This is a genomic window from Kineococcus halophytocola, assembly GCF_041276425.1.
GTDB classification, from domain to species: domain Bacteria; phylum Actinomycetota; class Actinomycetes; order Actinomycetales; family Kineococcaceae; genus Kineococcus; species Kineococcus halophytocola.
The window spans coordinates 37,995-57,414 of record NZ_JBGFTU010000002.1 but is presented as its reverse complement, the minus strand read 5'-3'; the positions used below and the strand labels follow the sequence as shown (position 1 = coordinate 57,414).

Below are 19,420 nucleotides of genomic sequence, written 5' to 3'. Positions count from 1 at the left end.
CCCCCGCGGGGTGGTGCTGCCGGCTCAGGACCGACCGGGCTGGCCGTACTGGTTCGGACCGCCGAACTGCGGGGGCTGGCCGGGGAACTGGCCGTGACCGGCGTCGAGGCCCTTGGGGTTGGGTCCGTACTGGTTGGGGCCCGGCTGGCTGTCCTGGCAGAACCAGACGATGAAGACGATGGCGAAGACGATGTTCGCGATCGGGATGAAGTAGGCGAGGAACCACAGACCCGGCTTGCCGATGTCGTGCATGCGACGCCAGAAGATCGCCAGGCTGGGCAGCAGCAGGGCGAGGGAGGTGATGGTGGAGAACAGCCCGACGCCGCGGCTGGTGCTGGTGTCCAGGACGGCGTCGAGGATCGAGGCCACGACGCCCACGAGGACGTTGAAGAGGACCCAGTACCAGTACTCCGAGCGCCGGGCTCTCCCGGAGAACGTCACGTACTGGGAGAAGCCGGTCTTGATCGCGGTCTGGAAGTTCACTGCGTCCCCCTCGAACGGCTGGGCGGTCCGGGCCCGCACCAGTGTGCCGTGATCTTCGTCGTGGTGCGGGGAGATCGACCGGCCGTGTCACCCACGCTCACCCGGCAGGGTCAGCCGCGTCGCGGCGGGTCGTCGCGCCGGCGCAGGTAGCGCTCGAACTCCCGGGCGATGGCCTCCCCGGAGGCCTCGGGGAGCTCGGCGGTGTCCTTGGCCTCCTCGAGCTGCTGGACGTACTCGGCGATCTCGGAGTCCTCCCCGGCGAGCTCGTCGACGCCGCGTTCCCAGGCGCGGGCGTCCTCGGGCAGCTCCTCCAGGGGGATGGACAGGTCCAGGAGCTCCTCGATGCGGCGCAGGAGGGCGAGGGTGCCCTTGGGGGAGGGGGGCTGGCCGACGTAGTGGGGGATGGCCGCCCACAGGGAGACCGAGGGGATGCCGGCGGCGGTGACGGTGTCCTGGACGACGCCGACGATGCCGGTGGGGCCCTCGTAGCGGGAGGGTTCGATGTCGAGCTTCTCGATGAGCTCGGGGTCCTCGCTGCTGGAGGTGACGGGCAGGGGCCGGGTGTGGGGGACGTCGGCCAGGAGGGCGCCGAGGGTGAGGACGAGGGAGGCGTGGTGGGTGCGGGCGACGTCGACGAGCTCGGCGGCGTAGGTGCGCCAGCGCATGGAGGGTTCGATGCCGCGCACCAGGATGACGTCGCGGGGGCCGTCGGGCAGGCGCACCGCAGAGATGCGGGTGGTGGGCCAGGTGAGGCGGCGGCGGCCGTCGTCGTCGAAGTGGACGGTCGGGCGGTTGACCTGGAAGTCGTGGTACAGCTCGGGGTCGAACTCGGTGAGCTCGTTGGCGTCCCAGACGTCGTGCAGGTGCGCGACGGCCTGGCTGGCGGACTCGCCGGCGTCGTTCCACCCCTCGAAGGCCGCGATGACGACGGGGTTGCGCAGGACGACGTCGTGCGTCGTGTCGTCCGTCGTGGGGTCGGCAGGCTGCTCTGGCACGGCTCAACCCTAGACTCCGGGGCTGATGAGTCCCCACGAAGCGCCCGCCGGACACGCCTCCGAGACACCCGTCCAGCTCCCCGCAGCCGTGCTGTGGGACATGGACGGCACGCTGGTCGACACCGAACCGCACTGGATCGCGGCCGAGACGGCGCTGCTGGGCCGGTACGGGGCGTCGTGGAGCCACGAGCAGGCGCTGGCGCTGGTGGGCAGCGCGCTGCCGGAGTCCGGGCGGATCCTGGCCGAGCACGTCGAGCGCACCACCGGGGTGCGCCTGGACGCGGCCGCGGTGGTGGACGAGCTCATCGAGGCGGTCATCGCGCAGGTGGCCGCGGCGGTGGCCTGGCGGCCGGGGGCGCTGGACCTGCTGGCGGCCCTGGGGGAGGCGCAGGTCCCGTGCGCGCTGGTGACGATGTCGTACCGGAACCTGGCCGGGACGGTCGCGGCGATGGTGCCGGGGGCGTTCGCGGTCGTGGTGGCCGGGGACGAGGTGGAGCGCGGCAAGCCGGCGCCGGACCCGTACCTGCGGGCGGCCGAGCTGCTGGGGGTGGACCCGGGCGACTGCGTGGTGGTGGAGGACTCCCCGACGGGGGTCGCCTCGGGGGAGGCGGCCGGGGCCCGCGTGCTGGCCTGCCCCCACATGGTGCCGATCCCGCCCGCTCCCGGGCGCAGCCGCGTCGTGTCGCTGGCGGAGGTGGACGTGGCGGCGTTGGGCCGCATCGCCGCGGGGACGCCGCTGGACACCGTCCCCGCGGGCTGACCTCGCGGGCTGACCTCGCGGGAGGCCGGTGAGTCCGGCACCGCCGGCCGGTCACCGGCGCGTGACGACGCTCGAGGTGCAGACGGTCCAGACGGTGCACGGCCCGCCGGTGAGCGAGCGCACCCCGCGGGGTGACCGCGAGATCGGAACAGCGATGGGAACGGCCCGGTGGAGGTCGCAGCGACGCCCTCGCCGGCCCCACACGTGCACCCACCTCGGACCGGCCGTGGGGACGGCACCGCGTCGTGCGCGACGGACACGAGATCGTGGAGTGAGCTGTGAGTGTTCCCAGGGCATCGCCGCGACGGGACACTCACCCACCGAGCACGACCGTGCGCTGTTCTCAGGCCGTGGGCGTCCGCCAAGGACGCAGGAAGTGGGCATCGCCTGGCGCCACGCCAACCTCCACGCGGGTGCCGTCGTCGAAGACCACGGTCCACACCTGAGTCCACGGGTCGAGCCAGGCCAGTTCACGACCCCGTGGCTTGCGCGCCTCCGCGTCTTCGAGGCGGCCACCGGCCAGGACCCTGCCGCGCCACCGGAGGTCACCGCTGTCGGTGATGACTGCCCCTGCAGAGCATCCCCAGGCCCGGCTCAAGCCGTGCGGGGAGCGGGCCAGTGACCTGACGCTGGCTTCGAAGACACCTTGGCCGTGGAGGCCGCGTTGAGCACGACGGCGCAAGCGGGGGGCGACGAGGCCGATGGCCGTACCGGTCACGACGGCGATGACGATCCAGTTCCAGTGCGACATGCCGCTCCCGAGCGTCGTGATGGAACCCGGCACCTCAGGCTCCCATGTCGGCTGGCAGGGGGGCCCGCACGCGGGATGACCGGGTCGTCGCCGGTGCGCTGTGACGAAACGTGCTGCACCGCGGAACTGGTGCGTTGCAACCCGTTCACCGCGAAGAAACGGGATGGAACGTACCACTCCAGCGGTGCTCCGTCGCCCCGCGCGTCGCCACGACCGGGCGTTCCGCTCCTCGGCACGAGTCCGACGCCGTGGAGGGCGGTGCGGGTGTCTTCAGCACGTCGTCCGGGCGACCGCGGCAGGACACCCACGGCTCACCCCACGTGGTGACACCGGTGGGTGTCCCGCCGCGGTCGGGCGGGCCGTCACCGGCGCGGGGCGCCGGCACGGCTCAGGCCTGCGGCAGCGGTGGCGGGGTGCCGCCGAAGCTGGGGCACAGCGCCTTGTGGTCGCACCAGGTGCAGGTGCGCCCGGGTCGGGGCGGCCAGTCGCCGGTGGCGCGGTTGCGTTCGATGGCATCGGACAGGGCGCGGACCTTGCGTTCGGTGGCGAGCAGGTCGGCCTCGTCGGGGGCGTAGCGCAGCACGTCGCCGGAGCCGAGGTAGACGAGCTGCAGGAGGCGGGGGACCTCCCCGCGCAGCCGCCACAGCACGAGGGCGTAGAACCGCATCTGGAACAGGGCCTTGGACTCGAACAGCTCCGAGGGGGCCCGGCCGGTCTTGTAGTCCACCACGCGCATCCGCCCGTCGGGGGTGACGTCGAGGCGGTCGACGATGCCGCGCAGCCGCAGGCCCTCACCGAGGTCGATCTCGACGGGCATCTCCCGGGCGGCCGGTTCCAGCCGGGTCGGGTCCTCCAGGTCGAAGTAGCGCTGCAGCAGGCGCCGCGCCCCGGCCAGCCAGGTGGCGAGCCCGTCGGTGGTGCCGGGGTCCGGTGCCTCCTGCGCGAACAGCTCACCGACGCGGGGTTCGCGCTCGAGCAGGGCGCGCCACTGGTCCTCGACCATCGCGCCCGCGCGTTCGGGGGTGCGGTCGTGCGGGGGCAGGTCGAAGAGGCGTTCCAGCACGGCGTGCACGAGGGTGCCCCGCACGGCGGCGGGGGTGGGGGCCTCGGGGAGCCGGTCGATCGTGCGGAAGCGGAACAGCAACGGGCACTGCATGAAGTCCGCGGCCCGCGAGGGGGACAGCGGGCGGCGGGACGCGACCGGGGAGCCGTCCAGCTGCGGCGCACCGGTGGTCATCGGACCACTGTAGGCGGCGGGGGTGCTGCTCGCGGCGCAGGCGCGGGCGCCGCCTAGGATCGGTGGATGCGCGTGGTGTGGTCCCGGGTCCTCGGCGGAGTCTCGTGAGGGGCGGCATCTCCCTGGGCCGCCCGTTCGGGGTGCCGCTGCTGCTGGCCCCCTCGTGGTTCCTGTTCGCCGCGCTCATCGTCGTGGTGTTCTCCCCGGTCGTGCAGCTGAGCGTGCCCGGCCCGGCGTCCTACGTCGTGGCGTTCGGGTACGCGGTGCTGCTGCTGGTCTCGGTCCTGCTGCACGAGATCGCGCACGCGGTGGCGGCCAAGGCGACCGGGCAGAAGGTCACCGGCATCGTGCTGAACGTCTGGGGTGGGTTCACCTCCCACGAGGGGCGGACGAGCCCGGGTGGCAGCCTGCTCATCGCGGTCGTGGGCCCGGTCGTCAACGGCGTCATCGCCGTCGCGGCCTGGCAGGTGCGGGAGGGCACCCTCGACCGGCCCGGCGGTGGTGGGGTCGTGTGGCTGCTGCTGTCGGCGCTGATGCTGTCCAACGCGCTGCTGGCGGTGTTCAACCTGCTGCCGGGCCTGCCCCTGGACGGCGGGCACGCGCTGGAGGCGGTCGTGTGGAAGCTGAGCGGGGACCGGGCCACGGGGACCGTGGCGGCCGGCTGGGTGGGCCGGGCGCTGGCGGTGCTGGTGTTCGCCGGTGGGCTGCTGGTGCCGCGGCTGCTGGGCTGGGGGTCCTCGATCACCGACGTGGTGTGGGCCGCGCTCGTGGGGGCGCTGCTGTGGCAGGGCGCCTCGGAGGCGCTGAGGTTCGCCGCGGTGCAGCGGCGGGTGCCGGCGCTGTCGGTGCAGGCGCTGCAGCGGCCGGCGATCGCGGTGAACGCGCGGGCGACGGTGGAGGAGGTCGTGCGGGCCGCGCGCGCCGCGATCGACGCCGGGGCCACCGCGGGGTCGGGCCGGGACCTGGAGGTCGTGCTCGTCACCGACGACGGGGTGCCGGTGGCGGTGGTGGACACCGCGGCGCTGCGGCAGGTGCCGGAGGGGCGGCGCCCGTCGCTGGGGGCCGGGGCGACGGCGCGGGCGTTGCCGCCGCGGTCCTGGCTGCCGGAGGGTCTGAGCGGTGAGGAGCTGCTGGAGGCGGTGCAGGCGCGGCCGGGGGAGCACGTCGTGGTGGACACTGCTGGGCGGGTCCGTGGACTGCTGCACACCGGTGACGTGATCGCGGCGGTCACGGCCCGCTGAGACGGACGAACGGAAGAGGGACCCTGTGATCGACCCTGCCCACCCGCCGACGGGTGCGAGCACCCGCCGTGGACCGCTGCGTGAGGGTGAGCGGGTGCAGCTGACCGACCCCCGGGGCCGGATGCACACGATCACCCTGACCGCGGGCGCGGAGTTCCACACCCACCGCGGCAAGTTCCTGCACGACGAGCTGATCGGCCGCCCGGACGGGACGACCATCGTCAACACGGCGATGATCGAGTACCTGGTCGTGCGGCCGCTGCTGACGGACTTCGTGCTGTCGATGCCGCGCGGGGCCGCGGTGGTGTACCCCAAGGACGCCGGGCAGATCGTGCAGATGGCCGACGTGTTCCCCGGGGCCGTGGTCATCGAGGCCGGGGTGGGCTCGGGGGCGCTGTCGATGTCGTTGCTGCGGGCCGTGGGCGATGCGGGGCAGGTGCACTCCTTCGAGCGGCGCGAGGACTTCGCCGACGTGGCGCGCGGGAACGTGGAGACGTTCTTCGGCGGTCCGCACCCGGCATGGACGGTGCGGGTCGGTGACCTGGTGGAGACGTTGCCGACGACGGACGTGCTGGCCGACCGGGCGGTGCTGGACATGCTGGCGCCGTGGGAGTGCCTGGACGTGGTGGCCGACCACCTCGCCCCCGGCGGGGTGCTGATCTGCTACGTGGCGACGGCGACGCAGTTGTCGCGGGTGGCCGAGGCGATGCGGGCCGCGGGGCGGTGGACCGAGCCGGAGGCGTGGGAGTCGATGGTGCGCGGCTGGCACCTGGAGGGGCTGGCGGTGCGCCCGCAGCACCGGATGATCGGGCACACGGGGTTCCTCATCACCTCCCGGCGCCTGGCCGACGGGTACACCCCGCCGCTGCGCAAGCGGCGCCCGGCGCCGGGGGCGTACCCCGTGGACGGGGAGGGTGCCGGTGAGGGCGCGGAGGTGGAGGTCGTGGAGGGCACCGAGTACGGCGACCGCCCGATCTCCGACCGCAAGGTGCGGCGGGCCGCGCGGGAGGCCGCGCGCGGGGCGCAGGCCTCGGCGGGCACGGACGAGCTCCCCGGGCGGTGACGGTCACGGGTGGGGCGCTGCGGGGCCCCACCCGTGCTCAGGTCACAGCAGCCACTGCCGGGGCGGGTTCGTCACGTCGGGGACGTCGCGGCGGTCCGTCGTGGGGGCGGCCCACCGCACGCCGTTGGCCAGCACCTGCTGGATCTCGGGCTGGTGGTACACGGGGTACTCCTGGTCGCCGGGGGAGAAGTAGAAGATCCTCCCCCGGCCGCGGGTGAAGGTGACCCCGGAGCGGAAGACCTCACCGCCGGCGAAGGAGCTGATGAAGACCAGGTCGTCGGGGTCGGGGATGTCGAACAGTTCCCCGTACATCTCCTGGCGGGGGATGACGACGGGGTGCGGGACGCCCTGGGCGATGGGGTGCGACGGCTTGACCGTCCACACCAGTTCCTGTTCGCCGTCGTTGCGCCAGGCCAGCGAGCACGTCGTGCCGAGCAGGCGCCGGAAGATCTTCGAGAAGTGCCCCGAGTGCAGGACGAGCAGGCCCATGCCGCCCAGGACGTGCCGCTCGACGCGGTCCACGACCGCGTCCTGCACCCGCTCGTGGGCGGCGTGGCCCCACCACAGGAGGACGTCGGTGCGGTCCAGGACGTCGGCGCTCAGGCCGTGCTCGGGGTCGGCCAGGGTGGCGGTGGAGACCTCCGCGTCGGGCAGGAGGCGGCGCAGGCCCGCGGCGATGGCGCCGTGCATCCCCTCGGGGTAGTACTCGGCGATGTTCGGCGGCGAGCCGTTCGCCTCGTGGACGCCCTCGTTCCAGACCAGGACCCTCATGCGACCGTCCCTCCGACCTGTTCCACGGGTTCGACCTTCCCGGAGGCCGCGGACCGGGCGGCGGCCTCCATGAGCGCGACGCTGCCGAGGTTGGACCGGCCCGTCACGTCGGGGGCGGCGCCGCCGCGGACGGCGCGGGCGAACTGCCGCAGGCCGGCGGACCGGCCCCACACGTCCACGGCCGGCAGGTCGACGGGTTCGGCGGTCTTCCCGCCCAGGCCCAGGCGCACCTCGTCGTCGCCGGGGCCGTCGTTGCCGCGGCCGGTGAGGGTGAGGTACCCGTCCTGGCCCTCGAAGACCCACTCCCCGTCCCAGTGGGTCTGCGGGGCGCGGGAGACCCAGCTGCCGCGGTAGCTGCACACGAGCCCGCCCTCGAGCTCGATGACGAGGACGGCGGCGGCCTCCTCGCTGTACTTGCTCCAGGAGGGGTCGGTGACCTTGGCGTAGACGCTGAGCGCCTCGCGGCCGGTCGTCATGCGCAGCAGGTCGACGTGGTGGATGGCCATGTCGTAGATGAGCGGGTGCGGGAACCGGTAGTGCCGGTACGTCTCGGCGGGGGCGTCGTGGTCCCAGCGGCGGAAGTCGACGTGGACGACCGACAGGTCCCCGACCGCCCCGGCGGACAGGAGCTCGCGGACCTTCTGCGGGCCGGGGTAGAAGCGGTAGTTCTGGCTGACCTGCAGGACCAGGCCCAGCTCCTCGGCGCGCTCGACGGCCGTGCGGGCCTCGGCGACGGTGCCGGCGAAGGGTTTCTCGACCAGGACGTGCAGCCCGGCCTCCAGCGCCTCCAGCGCCACGGGCACGTGGAAGTCCATCGGGGCCGTGACGAGGACACCCTCGGCCGGGACGGCCTGCGCGGCCTCGGTCAGGGAGGTGAAGCAGCGGTCGTCGGGCAGGCCGAGGGTCTCCTGGGCGGCCCGCAGGGTCGGTTCGTGGGCGTCGACGACGGCGACCCGTTCGACCTCGCCGACCGGGGGGATCGCGTTGCGTTCCCAATCCCCGCCCCACCCGCCGAGCCCGACGTGGATGATCCTCGTCGTCGGTGCGTCGGTCCGGTCCGGGGGGATGTCAGCAGCGACCACGATCACGACGCTACACGCTGGCCGGTGGGCCGGGCAGGGGGCCGGGGGGTGCCTGCCCGGGATCGTCCCAAGCCCGCACCGGCCCCGTCGCCCGCGCTGTTCCCGGGCCTTCACCGGCGAGGAGTTCCCGCAGCCGCGCCACCCGGTGCCGCACCTGCGGGTGGGTGGCGGGCAGGTCGCGCGGCGGCCCGACCCACCGGCACAGCTGCCGCAACCCCAGCAGGACCGCGCTGCGCCGCAGAGCGTCCGCGCCGACGGTCGGTCCGTCACCGCGCAGCAGGTGCGGCAGGAGACCGCCGGGCAGCGCCTCCCCGTCGTGCAGGAGGAAGTGGGCGAGGTCGAACCAGGGTTCGGCGCCGCGGGCCTCGCCGAAGTCGATGAACCCGGTGAACCGCGACCCGAGGCAGAACACCGGGGTCACGTCGAAGTCCCCGTGCACCAGCGCGGGCGCGACGTCGAGGGCCACCTGCTCGGCCACGAGGGTCGCGAACTCCTCCAGCTCCTCCGCCGTGAACAGGGCGGTGAGCCGCCCGGGCCAGGGGGCGGGCAGGTACGAGCGCACGAACTGCTCGTGGGTGGCGAACTCCGCCCGCAGGGGCCACCCGGGCCCGCGACGGAGCACGAAACCGAACCCCTCGACGGGGGAGGAGTTCACCGTCCGCAGGTGCCGGCCCGCCGCCTCGAGCACGGCGGGCGCGTCCGCCACGTCCGTCAGGGGCCCGCCGGGCACCTCGCTCGTGAGGGCGGCCCAGCGGTCGGCCTCCGGCACCCGGGTGACGGCGACGAACCTCGGGACGGGGACCCCGGCGGCCAGCAGCCGCGCGTGCAGCTCCGCGTCGGTCCACAGGTCGTCCCCGGGTTCCTCCCCGAACCGCAGGTACCAGGTCCTCCCCCGGGTCCGGACGCGGTGCACGACCGTGGAGATCCCGTCCTGCACCCGTTCGACGATCACCCCGGGTCGGCGCCGGTCGCCACCGGCCGGTCGGGGTCGGTGACCCACTCCGACCACGACCCCGGGTACAGGGTCCCGGCCAACCCCGCGACCTCCAGGGCCAGCAGGGTGTGCGCGGCGGTCACCCCGGACCCGCAGTAGACGCCGACGGGTCCGGCCGCCCCGGCCCCCGCGGCGGTGAACCGGGACCGCAGGTCGGCGGCCGGGGCGAACGTGCCGTCGGCGGTGACGTTCGCCGTCGTGGGGTGGTTCACCGCGCCGGGGACGTGCCCGGCGACGGGGTCCACGGGTTCGACGTCGCCGCGGTAGCGCTCGGGGGCGCGGACGTCCAGGACGGTGCCGGTGCGGGCGAGGTCGGCGACCTGCGCGGCGTCCAGGACCGGCAGGGCCCCCGGCGTGACCTCGACGTCGCCGGGGTCGGGCAGCGGCACGTCGGTGCTCAGCTCGAACCCGGCCGCGGTCCACGCGGCCAGCCCGCCGTCCAGGACGCGCACGTCCGCCAGCCCGGCCCAGCGCAGGACCCACCAGCCGCGCGCCGCGCTCGTGGAGGTGGCCGCGTCGTAGAGGACGACCCGGGAACCGGAGCGGACCCCGGCGTCGCGCAGCACCTCCCGCAGCGCGGCGGGGTCGGGCAGCGGGTGCCGGCCCTCCCCGTCGCGGCGGGGTCGGGACAGCTGGGTGTCCAGGTCGACGTAGACGGCGCCGGGCAGGTGCCCGGCGGCGTACTCGGCCGCGCCGTCGGGACCGCCGAGGGCCCAGCGCACGTCGAGCAGGACGGGCGGGTCGTCCCCGGCGAGCTCGTGCCGCAGCGCGTGGACGTCGATCAGCGGACCGGTCATGGCGCCACTGTGCCGCACGCCCGGCACCGGGAACCCCACGGGCAGGAGGCCCGTAGCCTGCGCCCCGTGCTCCCCGAGGACCTGCGCCAGGCCGCCGACGCGTACGTCACCGGAGGCGGTTTCGAGGCCGAGCTGGCCCGCGCCGTCGCGCACCGCACGGTTGGCGGCGACCCGGCCGGGCGCCCCCACCTGCACGCGTACCTGACCGGTCAGCTCGCCCCGGCGCTGCGCGAGGACGGGTTCGAGGTGGCGCTGCACGAGCCGGGCCCGGCGCCGTTCCTGCTCGCCCACCGGCGGGAGGACCCCGCGCGCCCGACGGTCCTGCTGTACGGCCACGCCGACGTCGTGGACGTCTCGATCCCGTGGCGCCCCGACCTGGACCCGTGGACGCTGACGCGGGAGGGCGAGCGCTGGTACGGGCGGGGATCGGCGGACAACAAGGGCCAGCACCTGCTGAACCTGGCCGCGCTGCGCCTGCTCCTGGCCCACCGCGGGCGGCTGGGGTTCAACGTCACGGTGCTCGTGGAGTCCGCCGAGGAGGTCGGGTCCCCGGGGCTGGCCCGGTTCGCGGCCGGGCACCGCGAGGAGCTGCGGGCCGACGTGCTCGTGGCCTCCGACGGGCCACGGGTGGCCGCCGACCGGCCGACCCTGTTCCTCGGCACCCGCGCGGCCGCGCAGGTCCACCTCGACGTCGACCTGCGCCCGGACGCCCGGCACGCCGGGAACTGGGGCGGGGTCCTGCGCAACCCGGCGACGACCCTGGCCGCGGCCATCGCCTGCCTGGTCGACGGGGACGGCCGCTCGCTCGTGCCCGCCCTGGCGGCGCCGGCCGTGGAGGAGGACGTGCGGGAGGCGTTGCGGGCGGTCCCGGAACCCGACAGCTCCCCGGGCTGGGGGGACCCGCACCTGAGCGCGGCCGAGCGCCTGCACGCGGGCAACACCCTGGAGGTCCTGGCCCTGGGCGCCGGTGACGTGGAGCACCCGGTCGGGGCCATCCCCGGCCGGGCGCGGGCGGTCCTGCAGTTCCGGTACGTCGCCGGCACGGACGTCACCCGGGTGCAGGAGGCGTTGCGCGCGCACCTGGACGCCCGCGGGTTCGGTGCGGTGGCCGTGCGCGCCGCCGGGGAGGCGGCGAGCCGGACCCCGCTGTCCGACCCCTGGGTGCGGTGGGCTCGCGCGGTCCTGGAACCGGCCACCCACGGCCGGCTCGTCGTGCTGCCGAGCCTGGGTGGCACCCTGCCCAACGGGGTCTTCACCGACGTGCTGGGCCTGCCGACGCTGTGGCTGCCGCACTCCTACCCCGGGTGCGGTCAGCACGCCGCCGACGAGCACCTGCCGGTCGAGGTCGCCCGCGACGGTCTGCGCACGGTGCTGGAGCTGTTCGCGGCGCTGGGCGAGGACGGCGGACCGCGGCAGCAGTCCCAGTAGGGTTCCGCGGGTGCGCCGCTGGTCCGAGGTCCCCGTCCTGCGTCGTGTCGAACCGTTCGTCGTGGCGATCCTGCTCGCGGTGCTCGTCGCCGCGCTGCTGCCGGCCGGCGGGTCCGTGGCCACCGGTTTCTCCTGGGGCACCACGATCGGGGTCGGGGTGCTGTTCTTCGTCTACGGCGCCCGGATGGCCCCGGCCGAGGCCGTGGCCGGGTTGCGGAACTGGCGGTTGCAGGGGGCGGTGGCCGCGACGACGTTCCTGCTGTTCCCCCTCCTGGGGCTGGTGCTGTCCTTCGCCGTGGGCGGGGTGCTCGACGACGGCCTCGTCGCCGGGGTGCTGTTCCTGGCCGCGCTGCCCTCCACGGTCCAGTCGTGCGTGGTGTTCACCGCCATGGCCCGCGGGAACGTGCCCGGGGCGGTGGTCAGCGCCACGGTGTCCAACCTCGCCGGCATCGGTCTCACCCCGTTGCTGGCGGCGCTGCTGCTGGGGTCCTCCGGGGCCGGCCCGGACGCGGGCGCCGTCGGGCGCATCCTGCTGCAGCTGCTCGCCCCGTTCCTCCTGGGGCTGGTGGCCGGGCGCTGGATCGGGGACTGGCTGCGCGCGCACAAGCGGCGCCTGACCCTGCTGGACCGCGGTGTCATCGTCGCCGTCGTCTACGCCGCGTTCAGCCGCGGGGTCCGTCAGGGCGTGTGGGCCGAGGTCGGCGCCGGGGAGGTCGTCGTGGTGCTGGCGTGCGCGGCGGTGTTCCTGGCCGTCGTGCTCGCCGTGACGTGGTGGGCGCCGCGGCTGTGGGGGGCGAACCGCGCCGACCGGGTCACCATCGCGTTCTGCGGTTCGAACAAGTCGCTGGCCACGGGCCTGCCGATGGCGACGGTGCTGTTCGACCCGCACGTCGTGGGGCTGGTGGCGCTACCGGTCATCCTCTACCACCCGTTGCAGATCACCGTGTGCTCCTTCCTCGCCGGCCGCCTCGGCCGCCCGCCGCTGCTGCAGGGGTGAGGCGCCGAACTCCACGTGGACGCGCTCGAAGCCCTTGTGCCGCTGGGCCTCGGCGATGCGGGTGTAGGCGCGCTGGTCGCCGTCGGTGAGTTCGACGGCGTCGGTGAACGGGGTGAGCAGGGCGCGGGGGTACAGGCGGCGGCTGCGGACGACGTCGATCTCGATGCACAGCACGGCGCAGCAGGAGGTGAGGAACAGGAACGCGATGAGCCCCAGGACGGCGGTGAAGACCTGGTTGGACACGCTGCTGCGCTCGGCGACCAGCGCGACGAAGCCTCGCCCGAAGTACTGCAGGACCTGCCAGAGCACGGCCATCGTCAGCGCGCCGGGCAGGACCTGCTGGACCGGGGGCCGGTGGGCCGCGGCCAGCCAGAACGCCATGGTGAACCCGACCCCGGCCAGCACGGTGTACCCCGCGCGGCTGGCCGCGTCGGCCCAGAACCCGGCGTCCCCCACGACGTCCCCGAGGACGACGTTCAGCACCGTCGTCCCCACGACGAACAACCCGGCGGTCACGACGAGCTGCAGGCTGCGCACCCGCGCCCGGAACGGGTTGGGGCGTTCGTTGCGGGGGATGCCCCAGGCGATGTTCACGGCGTTCTGCACCGCCAGCCCCACCCCGAGGGAACCGTAGAGCGCGCCGGTGATGCCGATGGCCAGCCCCAGGCCGCCGCCGCCGAGCGTGCCGGGGTTGCCGATCTCGTCGCGGATGACGGGGATCTGGGAGACGGCGGAGTCGACGATCGCCGCCTGCGCCCCGGGGTTGCCCCGCAGGACGAACCCGAGGATGGTCGAGAGCAGCAGCAGGAGCGGGATGAGGCTCAGCAGGCCGTAGTAGGTGATGATGACGGCGAGGTAGGCGCCCTGGTCCTCGAAGAACTTGTAGACCACCGCCAGGGGGTAGCCGACGACGGGGTGCCGGCGCTGGAACCCGTCGATCCTGGAGACCGGCGACACCGGCGACATCGACCCGCTCCCGTCCTCCGCCGACCGACCGTGGTCCGGTCGTGCGCCCCGAGGGTACGGACAGGCCCTCAGCCGCGCACGTCGTCCCGCAGCAGGGGGGTGAGCAGTTCCACGACCCCCGCCCACACCCTCGAGGAGGGGTCCACGACGGAGAAGTGGTCGCCGTCCTCCTCCACGACGTGCACCTGCTCTCCCGCGGCCCGCGCCGCGTCGGCGAAGCGGCGCGAGGCGTCGAGCAGGTCCGGGTCGTCGCCGCGGCAGCACACGACCGCCACGGGCGCCCCCAGGGGGAGGCGCGCGATCGGTGAGGACGCCGCGTAGACGTCCGGCAGCTCCTGCGGCGTCCCGCCCAGGGCCCCGGCCACGGCGTGCTCGGACAGGGCGCGGGCGTGGATCGAGTGCAGGTCCAGGCAGCCGGCCAGCGACACCGTCAGCGCCGGTTTGCCCCGTGCCGGCAGGTCGGCGGTCAGGCGCGTCACGAGCTGGCCGCCCGCGGAGTGCCCGAGCGTGACCGTCCGGGCGACGTCCAGCGGACCGGCGGGGTCGGCGAGGTCGGCGAGGTCGGCGAGGTCGGCGAGCGCCGCGTACCCGGCGGCGACGTCGCCGGTGGTGGCGTCCCAGCCGTGCCGGTCGGGACGGCGGTACTCCAGGTTCCAGGTGGCGAAGCCGCGGGCGGTGAGGTCGGTGGCGGCGGCCTGCAGGGTGTCGTTCTCCCACCGCGAGCGCCAGTACCCGCCGTGGACGAGGACGGCGACGGGGTGGGGGCCGGGGCCGTGGACGTCGGGGTCGGGCAGGCGCAGGTGGGCGTACTGGTCGGGGTCGGGTCCGTAGTCGTGGCGGGCGGCGGGGGAGGTGCGGGCGAAGTACCAGTCGTCGACGGCGAAGCGCAGGCCGGCGGTGCCGCGCCAGCGGACGTGGCGGCGGACGCGGCGGGAGGGGTCGGGGTCGCGGGCGTCGAGGTCGACGCGGACGACGCTCGTGCCGGGGTCGGGCAGGTGGGCCAGGAGCTGGTCGGCGGGGGTGTCGTCGCCGGTGAGGAGGAGGAACTCCCCGGTGCGGGCGGCGGTGGTGCTCGCGGCGCGGAACTCCTCGGCGTCGTGGGTCAGGACGAGGGAGCCGAGCAGGCCGCGGGCGCGCAGGGCGGCGTCGAAGACCTCCCGGGCGGTGCGGGAGCCGGTCAGGACGCCGGGGGTGGCGACGGCGACGAGGCCGGGCAGGGTGGGGGTGGGCATCAGGACCCGATCTCGGTGCGGACGGCGTACAGCTCGGGGAAGAAGGTCAGGTCCAGGGCCCGGGCGAGGAAGTCGACGCCGGTCGACCCGCCGGTGCCGCGTTTGAACCCGATGGTGCGTTCGACGGTCTTGAGGTGCCGGAAGCGCCAGAGCTGGAAGTTCTCCTCCAGGTCGACGAGTTCCTCGCACGCCTCGTACTCGGTCCAGTGCTCCCGCGCGTGCTCGTAGATGCGCCGGAAGACGGGGACGAGGTCGGGGGTCATCACGTGGGCGCGGGTGACGTCGCGCTCGAGCAGGACGGGCGGGACGGGGTGCCCGCGGCGGGCCAGGAAGCGCAGGAACTCGTCGTAGAGGCTGGGGGCGTGCAGCAGCTGCGCCAGTTCGGCGTGCCGGGGGCCGTCGTGGGCGAAGACGTCGAGCATCGCGGCGTTCTTGTTGCCCAGCAGGAACTCCACGGCGCGGTACTGGTGGGACTGGAACCCCGAGGAGTTGGCGAGGAACCCGCGGAACTGGGCGTACTCGGTGGGGGTGAGGGTGGCCAGGACCGACCACTGCTCGGTGAGGGTGCGCTGGATGTGCTTGACGCGGGCGATGTTCTTCAGCGCGGTCTGCAGGTCGTCGGCGCCGATGGCGGCCACGGCCGAGCGCAGTTCGTGCAGGACGAGCTTGAGCCACAGCTCGCTGGTCTGGTGCTGGACGATGAACAGCAGTTCGTCGTGGTGCTGCGGCACGCTCAGGGGGTGCTGGGCGGACAGCAGCTCGTCCAGGTGCAGGTAGGCGCCGTAGGACATGTCGCGGGTGAAGTCGGTCGTGACCCCGGCCTCGATCTCGCGCGTGTTCTCGCCGGTGTTCCCGCCGGTGTTCCCGCTCACGCCGAGCGCACCAGGTGTTCCAGGGCGGTGATCCCCTCGAGGACCTCGCCGAAGCTGGTGGACAGGGGGGCCAGGCCCAGGCGGATGCCGTCGGGGGTGCGGAAGTCCGGGACGACGCCGCCGGCCCACAACCGGGCGGTGACGGCGCGGAAGTCCGCGCCGCTGGTGCCGGCGCGGACGGTGAGGTGCCCACCGCGCCGGTCGGGGTCGCGGGGGCTGACGACCTGCACCCCGTGCGGGGCCAGGAGGGCGTCGGCCAGGTCCAGGGCGAAGCCGGTCAGCAGCAGGGACTTGCGGCGCACGGCCTCGATGCCGGCCCGGTGCAGCTGCTCGACGCCGACGCGGACCGGGACCATGCCCAGGATCGGCGGGGTGCCGGAGATCAGCTGGCGCACGCCCGGTCCGGGGTCGTAGCCGGTGCCCATGGCGAAGGGGTCGGCGTGGCCCATCCAGCCCTGCACCGGCTGGCGCAGGATCCCGTGGTGGCCGGCGGCGAGGTAGGCGAAGGCGGGGGCGCCGGGACCGCCGTTGAGGTACTTGTACGTGCAGCCCACGGCGGCGTCCACGCCCCAGGCGTCCAGCTCCAGCGGGACCGACCCGACGGAGTGCGACAGGTCCCACAGGACCAGGGCGCCGGCGCCGTGGACGGCGGACGTGATCCCCGGGGCGTCGGCCAGGTGCCCGGAGCGGTAGGCGACGTGGCTGAAGGTGGCCAGCGCGGTGCGGGGCCCGACGGCGGCGGCGACCTGTTCGGTGGTGATGCCGGCGGCCGGGTCGGTCTGGATCCAGCGCAGCCTCAGGCCGCGTTCGGCGGCGACGCCTTCCAGGACGAAGCGGTCGGTGGGGAAGTTGTCGGTGTCGGCCACGACCTCGTCCCGGCCCCGGGCCAGGCCGTGGTCGGCGGCCGCGCGCACGAGCTTGTAGAACAGGACGGTGGTGGAGTCGGCCACGACGGTCTGCCCCCCGGCGGCGCCCAGGGCGGCGCGGGCGATGCGGTCACCGAGGTCGACCGGCCAGTCCATCCAGCCGCCGTCCGGGACGTGGGTGTCCTGCCCCCAGCCCTGGATGAGCCGCCCGCCCCACTCGTGGTGGACGAAGCGGTCCACGGCGGCGGCGGTGGCCTTCAGGGGCCGGCCCAGGGAGTTGCCGTCGAGGTAGGCGGACACGGCCGGGGCGGCCTGGAGCAGGAACTCCTCGCGGTGGGCGGCGAGGGGGTCGGCGGCGTCCAGGGCGGCGGCCCGGGCGGCCCAGTGCGCCAGGTCCTGCGTCGGATCCTGCTCGGTGGCGGTCACAGGGGTCCTCCGGGTCGGCGCGGTGGCGGTGTGTCCGGCACGTTGCCGGGAGGTCACGTTCTACCGCAACGGGGCACCGGGTGCGGCGCGCGGTGCCGGTACCGCCGCGCGATCGGGGGTGCGCGGGTTAGGGTCGAATGCACCACCCAGGACGGGAGATGCGCCATGACGGAGCCCACACGCCGCTTCGGCGGTGGCGGTGAGCGGGACGCCCGCCACCTCGCCGCGCTCGAGGAACAGCTCGGGGCCGCCCGCACCCGGCTCGCCCAGGTCAGCGCCCAGAACGACCGGCTGGCCTCCACGCTGCGGGAGGCCCGCGACCAGATCGTCGCGTTGAAGTCCGAGGTCGACCGCCTCGGCCAGCCCCCGGCCCAGTTCGCCACCTTCCTGCAGCCCGGCGGGCAGGACGGGACGGCCGACATCGTCTCGGCCGGCCGGCGGATGCGGGTGGCGGTGAGCCCGGCCGTGGACCTGGAGGCGCTGCAACCGGGTCAGGACGTCATGGTCAACGAGGCCATGAACGTCGTGGCCGCGTTCGACTACGAGCGCACCGGCGAGCTGGCCACGGTGAAGGAGGTCTTGACGGACGGGCGGGCCCTGGTGCTGGCCCGCGCCGACGAGGAGCGCGTGGTGCGCCTGGCCGGGCCGCTGCTGGACGGGCCGTTGCGGGTGGGGGACTCCCTGACCGTCGACACCCGGTCGGGGTTCGCGTTCGAGCGCATCCCCAAGGCCGAGGTCGAGGAGCTGGTCCTGGAGGAGGTGCCGGACATCGACTACGAGGACATCGGTGGTCTGGGACCGCAGATCGAGGCGATCCGGGACGCCGTCGAGCTGCCGTTCCTGCACGCGGACCTGTTCCGCGAGCACGGGCTGCGCCCGCCGAAGGGGATCCTGCTGTACGGCCCGCCCGGGTGCGGCAAGACGCTCATCGCCAAGGCGGTGGCGAACTCCCTCGCCAAGAAGGCCGCCGAGCTGCGCGGGCAGACGCAGGCCAAGAGCTTCTTCCTGAACATCAAGGGCCCGGAGCTGCTGAACAAGTACGTCGGGGAGACCGAGCGGCACATCCGGCTGATCTTCGCCCGGGCGCGGGAGAAGGCCAGCGGCGGGACGCCCGTGGTCGTCTTCTTCGACGAGATGGAGTCGTTGTTCCGCACCCGCGGGTCGGGGGTGTCCTCGGACGTGGAGACGACGATCGTGCCGCAGCTGCTCTCGGAGCTGGACGGGGTGGAGCGGCTGGAGAACGTCATCGTCATCGGGGCCTCCAACCGCGAGGACATGATCGACCCGGCGATCCTGCGGCCGGGGCGGCTGGACGTGAAGATCAAGATCGAGCGGCCCGACGCCGAGAGTGCCGGGCAGATCTTCTCCAAGTACCTGACCCCGGAGCTGCCGCTGCACGCCGACGACCTCGCGGCCAACGGCGGCAGCACGCAGTCCACGGTGGACGCGATGATCCGGGCGACGGTGGAGCGGATGTACACCGAGACCCCGGAGAACGAGTTCCTGGAGGTCACCTACGCCGGGGGCGACAAGGAGGTCCTGTACTACAAGGACTTCAACTCCGGGGCGATGATCCAGAACATCGTGGACCGCGCCAAGAAGATGGCCATCAAGGACCTGCTGACGTCGCAGCAGCGGGGTCTGCGGGTCGAGCACCTCATGAGCGCGTGCGTGGACGAGTTCAAGGAGAACGAGGACCTGCCGAACACGACGAACCCGGACGACTGGGCGCGCATCTCGGGCAAGAAGGGGGAGCGGATCGTCTTCATCCGCACCCTCATGCAGGGCAAGAAGGGCACCGAGGCGGGCCGCTCGATCGACACGGTCGCCAACACGGGCCAGTACCTCTAGCCCCGACCCCCGGACCCGTGGGCCGCACCGCGCCGGGGCGGGGTGCGGCCCACGGTGCGTTCAGGGGCGGGCCGGGTCCTGCCACCACCGCGGCCAGTGGGTCAGGAGCTCGCGGGTGTCGGGCACGAACGGCCAGGCGGGGTCGGCCAGGTGCCGGCGCAGCGCGGCCGGGTCCTCCCACCACGCCTCGGCCACCTCGCTGGGCTGCAGGACCAGCGGGGTGCCGTCCCAGCGGGCCTCGTGGACGAAGGCGAGGTAGTGGGTGGTGCCGTCGCGGTACCAGCGGGTCAGGACGGGGGACAGGGGCAGGTCCAGGCCGAGCTCCTCGCGCAGTTCGCGGCGGGCGGCGTCCAGGGGTTCCTCCCCGGCGTCGACGACCCCGCCGGCGAGGCAGTCGTGGGCGCCGGGGTTGAGGTCCTTGACGTCGGTGCGGCGGTGGACCAGCACGCGCCCGTCGGGGTGGCGCAGCAGGACGCCGGTGGCGGCGTGGGGCAGGTTGCGGGCGCGGACCTGCGCGCGGGGGGCGCTGCCGGTGACGCGGCCGGTGGCGTCGGCCGGGTCGTACAGGGCGACGATCTCACTCACCGTCGCCAGGGTAGGAGCAGGAG

19 protein-coding genes are annotated in these 19,420 nt (G+C 74.3%); 6 read left to right on the top strand and 13 right to left on the bottom strand.

The features are described from left to right. Positions 1–24: 24 nt before the first annotated feature. On the bottom strand, positions 25–483 hold the full coding sequence (locus AB2L27_RS01980) for a DUF805 domain-containing protein (RefSeq protein WP_370439789.1): 459 nt from the start codon (positions 481–483) through the stop codon (positions 25–27). Positions 484–593: 110 nt separating this feature from the next. Next, positions 594–1,478 carry a PAC2 family protein gene (locus tag AB2L27_RS01975; protein ID WP_370439788.1) on the bottom strand — a complete coding sequence of 295 codons (885 nt, stop codon included), beginning with the start codon at positions 1,476–1,478 and terminating at the stop codon, positions 594–596. 25 nt (positions 1,479–1,503) lie between these two features. Here AB2L27_RS01975 and AB2L27_RS01970 point away from each other — a divergent pair, with 25 nt between their 5' ends. Continuing rightward, complete coding sequence (locus AB2L27_RS01970) at positions 1,504–2,238, top strand: HAD family hydrolase (protein ID WP_370439787.1); 735 nt, start codon at positions 1,504–1,506, stop codon at positions 2,236–2,238. Positions 2,239–2,581: 343 nt separating this feature from the next. Here the strand turns inward: AB2L27_RS01970 and AB2L27_RS01965 are convergent, their stop codons facing one another. Both AB2L27_RS01965 and AB2L27_RS01960 read right to left on the bottom strand, forming a co-directional pair. Continuing rightward, a complete protein-coding gene (locus AB2L27_RS01965; protein ID WP_370439786.1) occupies positions 2,582–3,022 on the bottom strand; it encodes a hypothetical protein in 441 nt (146 codons plus the stop codon). A 355-nt stretch (positions 3,023–3,377) separates the two neighbouring features. Further along, entirely contained in the window at positions 3,378–4,226 is an 849-nt protein-coding gene (locus AB2L27_RS01960; RefSeq protein WP_370439785.1) for a RecB family exonuclease, read from the bottom strand. 104 nt (positions 4,227–4,330) lie between these two features. On the opposite strand from AB2L27_RS01960, the gene AB2L27_RS01955 reads away from it, so the two are divergent. Then, the gene (locus AB2L27_RS01955) at positions 4,331–5,467 is read left to right on the top strand and encodes a M50 family metallopeptidase (RefSeq protein ID WP_370439784.1); all 1,137 of its coding nucleotides are present in this window, start codon (positions 4,331–4,333) and stop codon (positions 5,465–5,467) included. A 25-nt stretch (positions 5,468–5,492) separates the two neighbouring features. Then, on the top strand, positions 5,493–6,530 hold the full coding sequence (locus AB2L27_RS01950) for a tRNA (adenine-N1)-methyltransferase (RefSeq protein WP_370439783.1): 1,038 nt from the start codon (positions 5,493–5,495) through the stop codon (positions 6,528–6,530). Between the two features lie 42 nt (positions 6,531–6,572). Here the strand turns inward: AB2L27_RS01950 and AB2L27_RS01945 are convergent, their stop codons facing one another. From AB2L27_RS01945 to AB2L27_RS01930, 4 genes are read right to left on the bottom strand one after another with little or no spacing between them, the layout of a single operon-like run. Then, positions 6,573–7,301: a ThuA domain-containing protein gene (locus AB2L27_RS01945; protein WP_370439782.1), complete on the bottom strand. Its 729-nt coding sequence runs from the start codon at positions 7,299–7,301 to the stop codon at positions 6,573–6,575. Next, positions 7,298–8,383: a Gfo/Idh/MocA family protein gene (locus tag AB2L27_RS01940; RefSeq protein ID WP_370439781.1), complete on the bottom strand. Its 1,086-nt coding sequence runs from the start codon at positions 8,381–8,383 to the stop codon at positions 7,298–7,300. Before AB2L27_RS01940 ends, AB2L27_RS01945 begins: the two co-directional genes overlap by 4 nt. A 10-nt stretch (positions 8,384–8,393) precedes the next feature. Further along, the gene (locus AB2L27_RS01935) at positions 8,394–9,335 is read right to left on the bottom strand and encodes a phosphotransferase family protein (protein WP_370439780.1); all 942 of its coding nucleotides are present in this window, start codon (positions 9,333–9,335) and stop codon (positions 8,394–8,396) included. Continuing rightward, complete coding sequence (locus AB2L27_RS01930) at positions 9,332–10,174, bottom strand: sulfurtransferase (protein ID WP_370439779.1); 843 nt, start codon at positions 10,172–10,174, stop codon at positions 9,332–9,334. The genes AB2L27_RS01935 and AB2L27_RS01930 overlap by 4 nt, the downstream gene beginning before the upstream one ends. 66 nt (positions 10,175–10,240) lie before the next feature. Here AB2L27_RS01930 and AB2L27_RS01925 point away from each other — a divergent pair, with 66 nt between their 5' ends. Both AB2L27_RS01925 and AB2L27_RS01920 read left to right on the top strand, forming a co-directional pair. After that, a complete protein-coding gene (locus AB2L27_RS01925; protein WP_370439778.1) occupies positions 10,241–11,602 on the top strand; it encodes a M20/M25/M40 family metallo-hydrolase in 1,362 nt (453 codons plus the stop codon). Positions 11,603–11,612: 10 nt separating this feature from the next. Then, entirely contained in the window at positions 11,613–12,599 is a 987-nt protein-coding gene (locus tag AB2L27_RS01920) for a bile acid:sodium symporter family protein (protein ID WP_370439777.1), read from the top strand. Here the strand turns inward: AB2L27_RS01920 and AB2L27_RS01915 are convergent. From AB2L27_RS01915 to AB2L27_RS01900, 4 genes are all read right to left on the bottom strand, one after another. Continuing rightward, the gene (locus tag AB2L27_RS01915; RefSeq protein WP_463605042.1) at positions 12,510–13,556 is read right to left on the bottom strand and encodes a YihY/virulence factor BrkB family protein; all 1,047 of its coding nucleotides are present in this window, start codon (positions 13,554–13,556) and stop codon (positions 12,510–12,512) included. The genes AB2L27_RS01920 and AB2L27_RS01915 overlap by 90 nt on opposite strands. A gap of 77 nt (positions 13,557–13,633) precedes the next feature. Continuing rightward, positions 13,634–14,797: an alpha/beta hydrolase gene (locus AB2L27_RS01910; protein ID WP_370439775.1), complete on the bottom strand. Its 1,164-nt coding sequence runs from the start codon at positions 14,795–14,797 to the stop codon at positions 13,634–13,636. After that, complete coding sequence (gene kynA, locus AB2L27_RS01905) at positions 14,797–15,669, bottom strand: tryptophan 2,3-dioxygenase (RefSeq protein WP_370439774.1); 873 nt, start codon at positions 15,667–15,669, stop codon at positions 14,797–14,799. Before kynA ends, AB2L27_RS01910 begins: the two co-directional genes overlap by 1 nt. Then, complete coding sequence (locus AB2L27_RS01900; RefSeq protein WP_370439773.1) at positions 15,666–16,961, bottom strand: kynureninase; 1,296 nt, start codon at positions 16,959–16,961, stop codon at positions 15,666–15,668. The genes kynA and AB2L27_RS01900 overlap by 4 nt, the downstream gene beginning before the upstream one ends. A gap of 165 nt (positions 16,962–17,126) precedes the next feature. Here AB2L27_RS01900 and arc point away from each other — a divergent pair, with 165 nt between their 5' ends. After that, positions 17,127–18,812, top strand: coding sequence for a proteasome ATPase (gene arc, locus AB2L27_RS01895; RefSeq protein ID WP_370439772.1), 1,686 nt, complete (start codon positions 17,127–17,129; stop codon positions 18,810–18,812). A 60-nt stretch (positions 18,813–18,872) separates the two neighbouring features. Here the strand turns inward: arc and AB2L27_RS01890 are convergent, their stop codons facing one another. Beyond that, positions 18,873–19,397 (bottom strand): NUDIX hydrolase, encoded by a 525-nt coding sequence (locus AB2L27_RS01890; protein WP_370439771.1) that lies wholly within the window; start codon positions 19,395–19,397, stop codon positions 18,873–18,875. Positions 19,398–19,420 lie beyond the last annotated feature (23 nt).

Bases quoted from the DNA above. Each gene is read 5' to 3' on its own strand.
- AB2L27_RS01970 (WP_370439787.1), top strand. From the start codon at position 1,504: ATGAGTCCCCACGAAGCGCCCGCCGGACACGCCTCCGAGACACCCGTC.
- AB2L27_RS01960 (WP_370439785.1), bottom strand. From the start codon at position 4,226: ATGACCACCGGTGCGCCGCAGCTGGACGGCTCCCCGGTCGCGTCCCGC.
- AB2L27_RS01945 (WP_370439782.1), bottom strand. From the start codon at position 7,301: ATGAGGGTCCTGGTCTGGAACGAGGGCGTCCACGAGGCGAACGGCTCG.
- AB2L27_RS01930 (WP_370439779.1), bottom strand. From the start codon at position 10,174: ATGACCGGTCCGCTGATCGACGTCCACGCGCTGCGGCACGAGCTCGCC.
- AB2L27_RS01910 (WP_370439775.1), bottom strand. From the start codon at position 14,797: ATGCCCACCCCCACCCTGCCCGGCCTCGTCGCCGTCGCCACCCCCGGC.
- arc (WP_370439772.1), top strand. From the start codon at position 17,127: ATGACGGAGCCCACACGCCGCTTCGGCGGTGGCGGTGAGCGGGACGCC.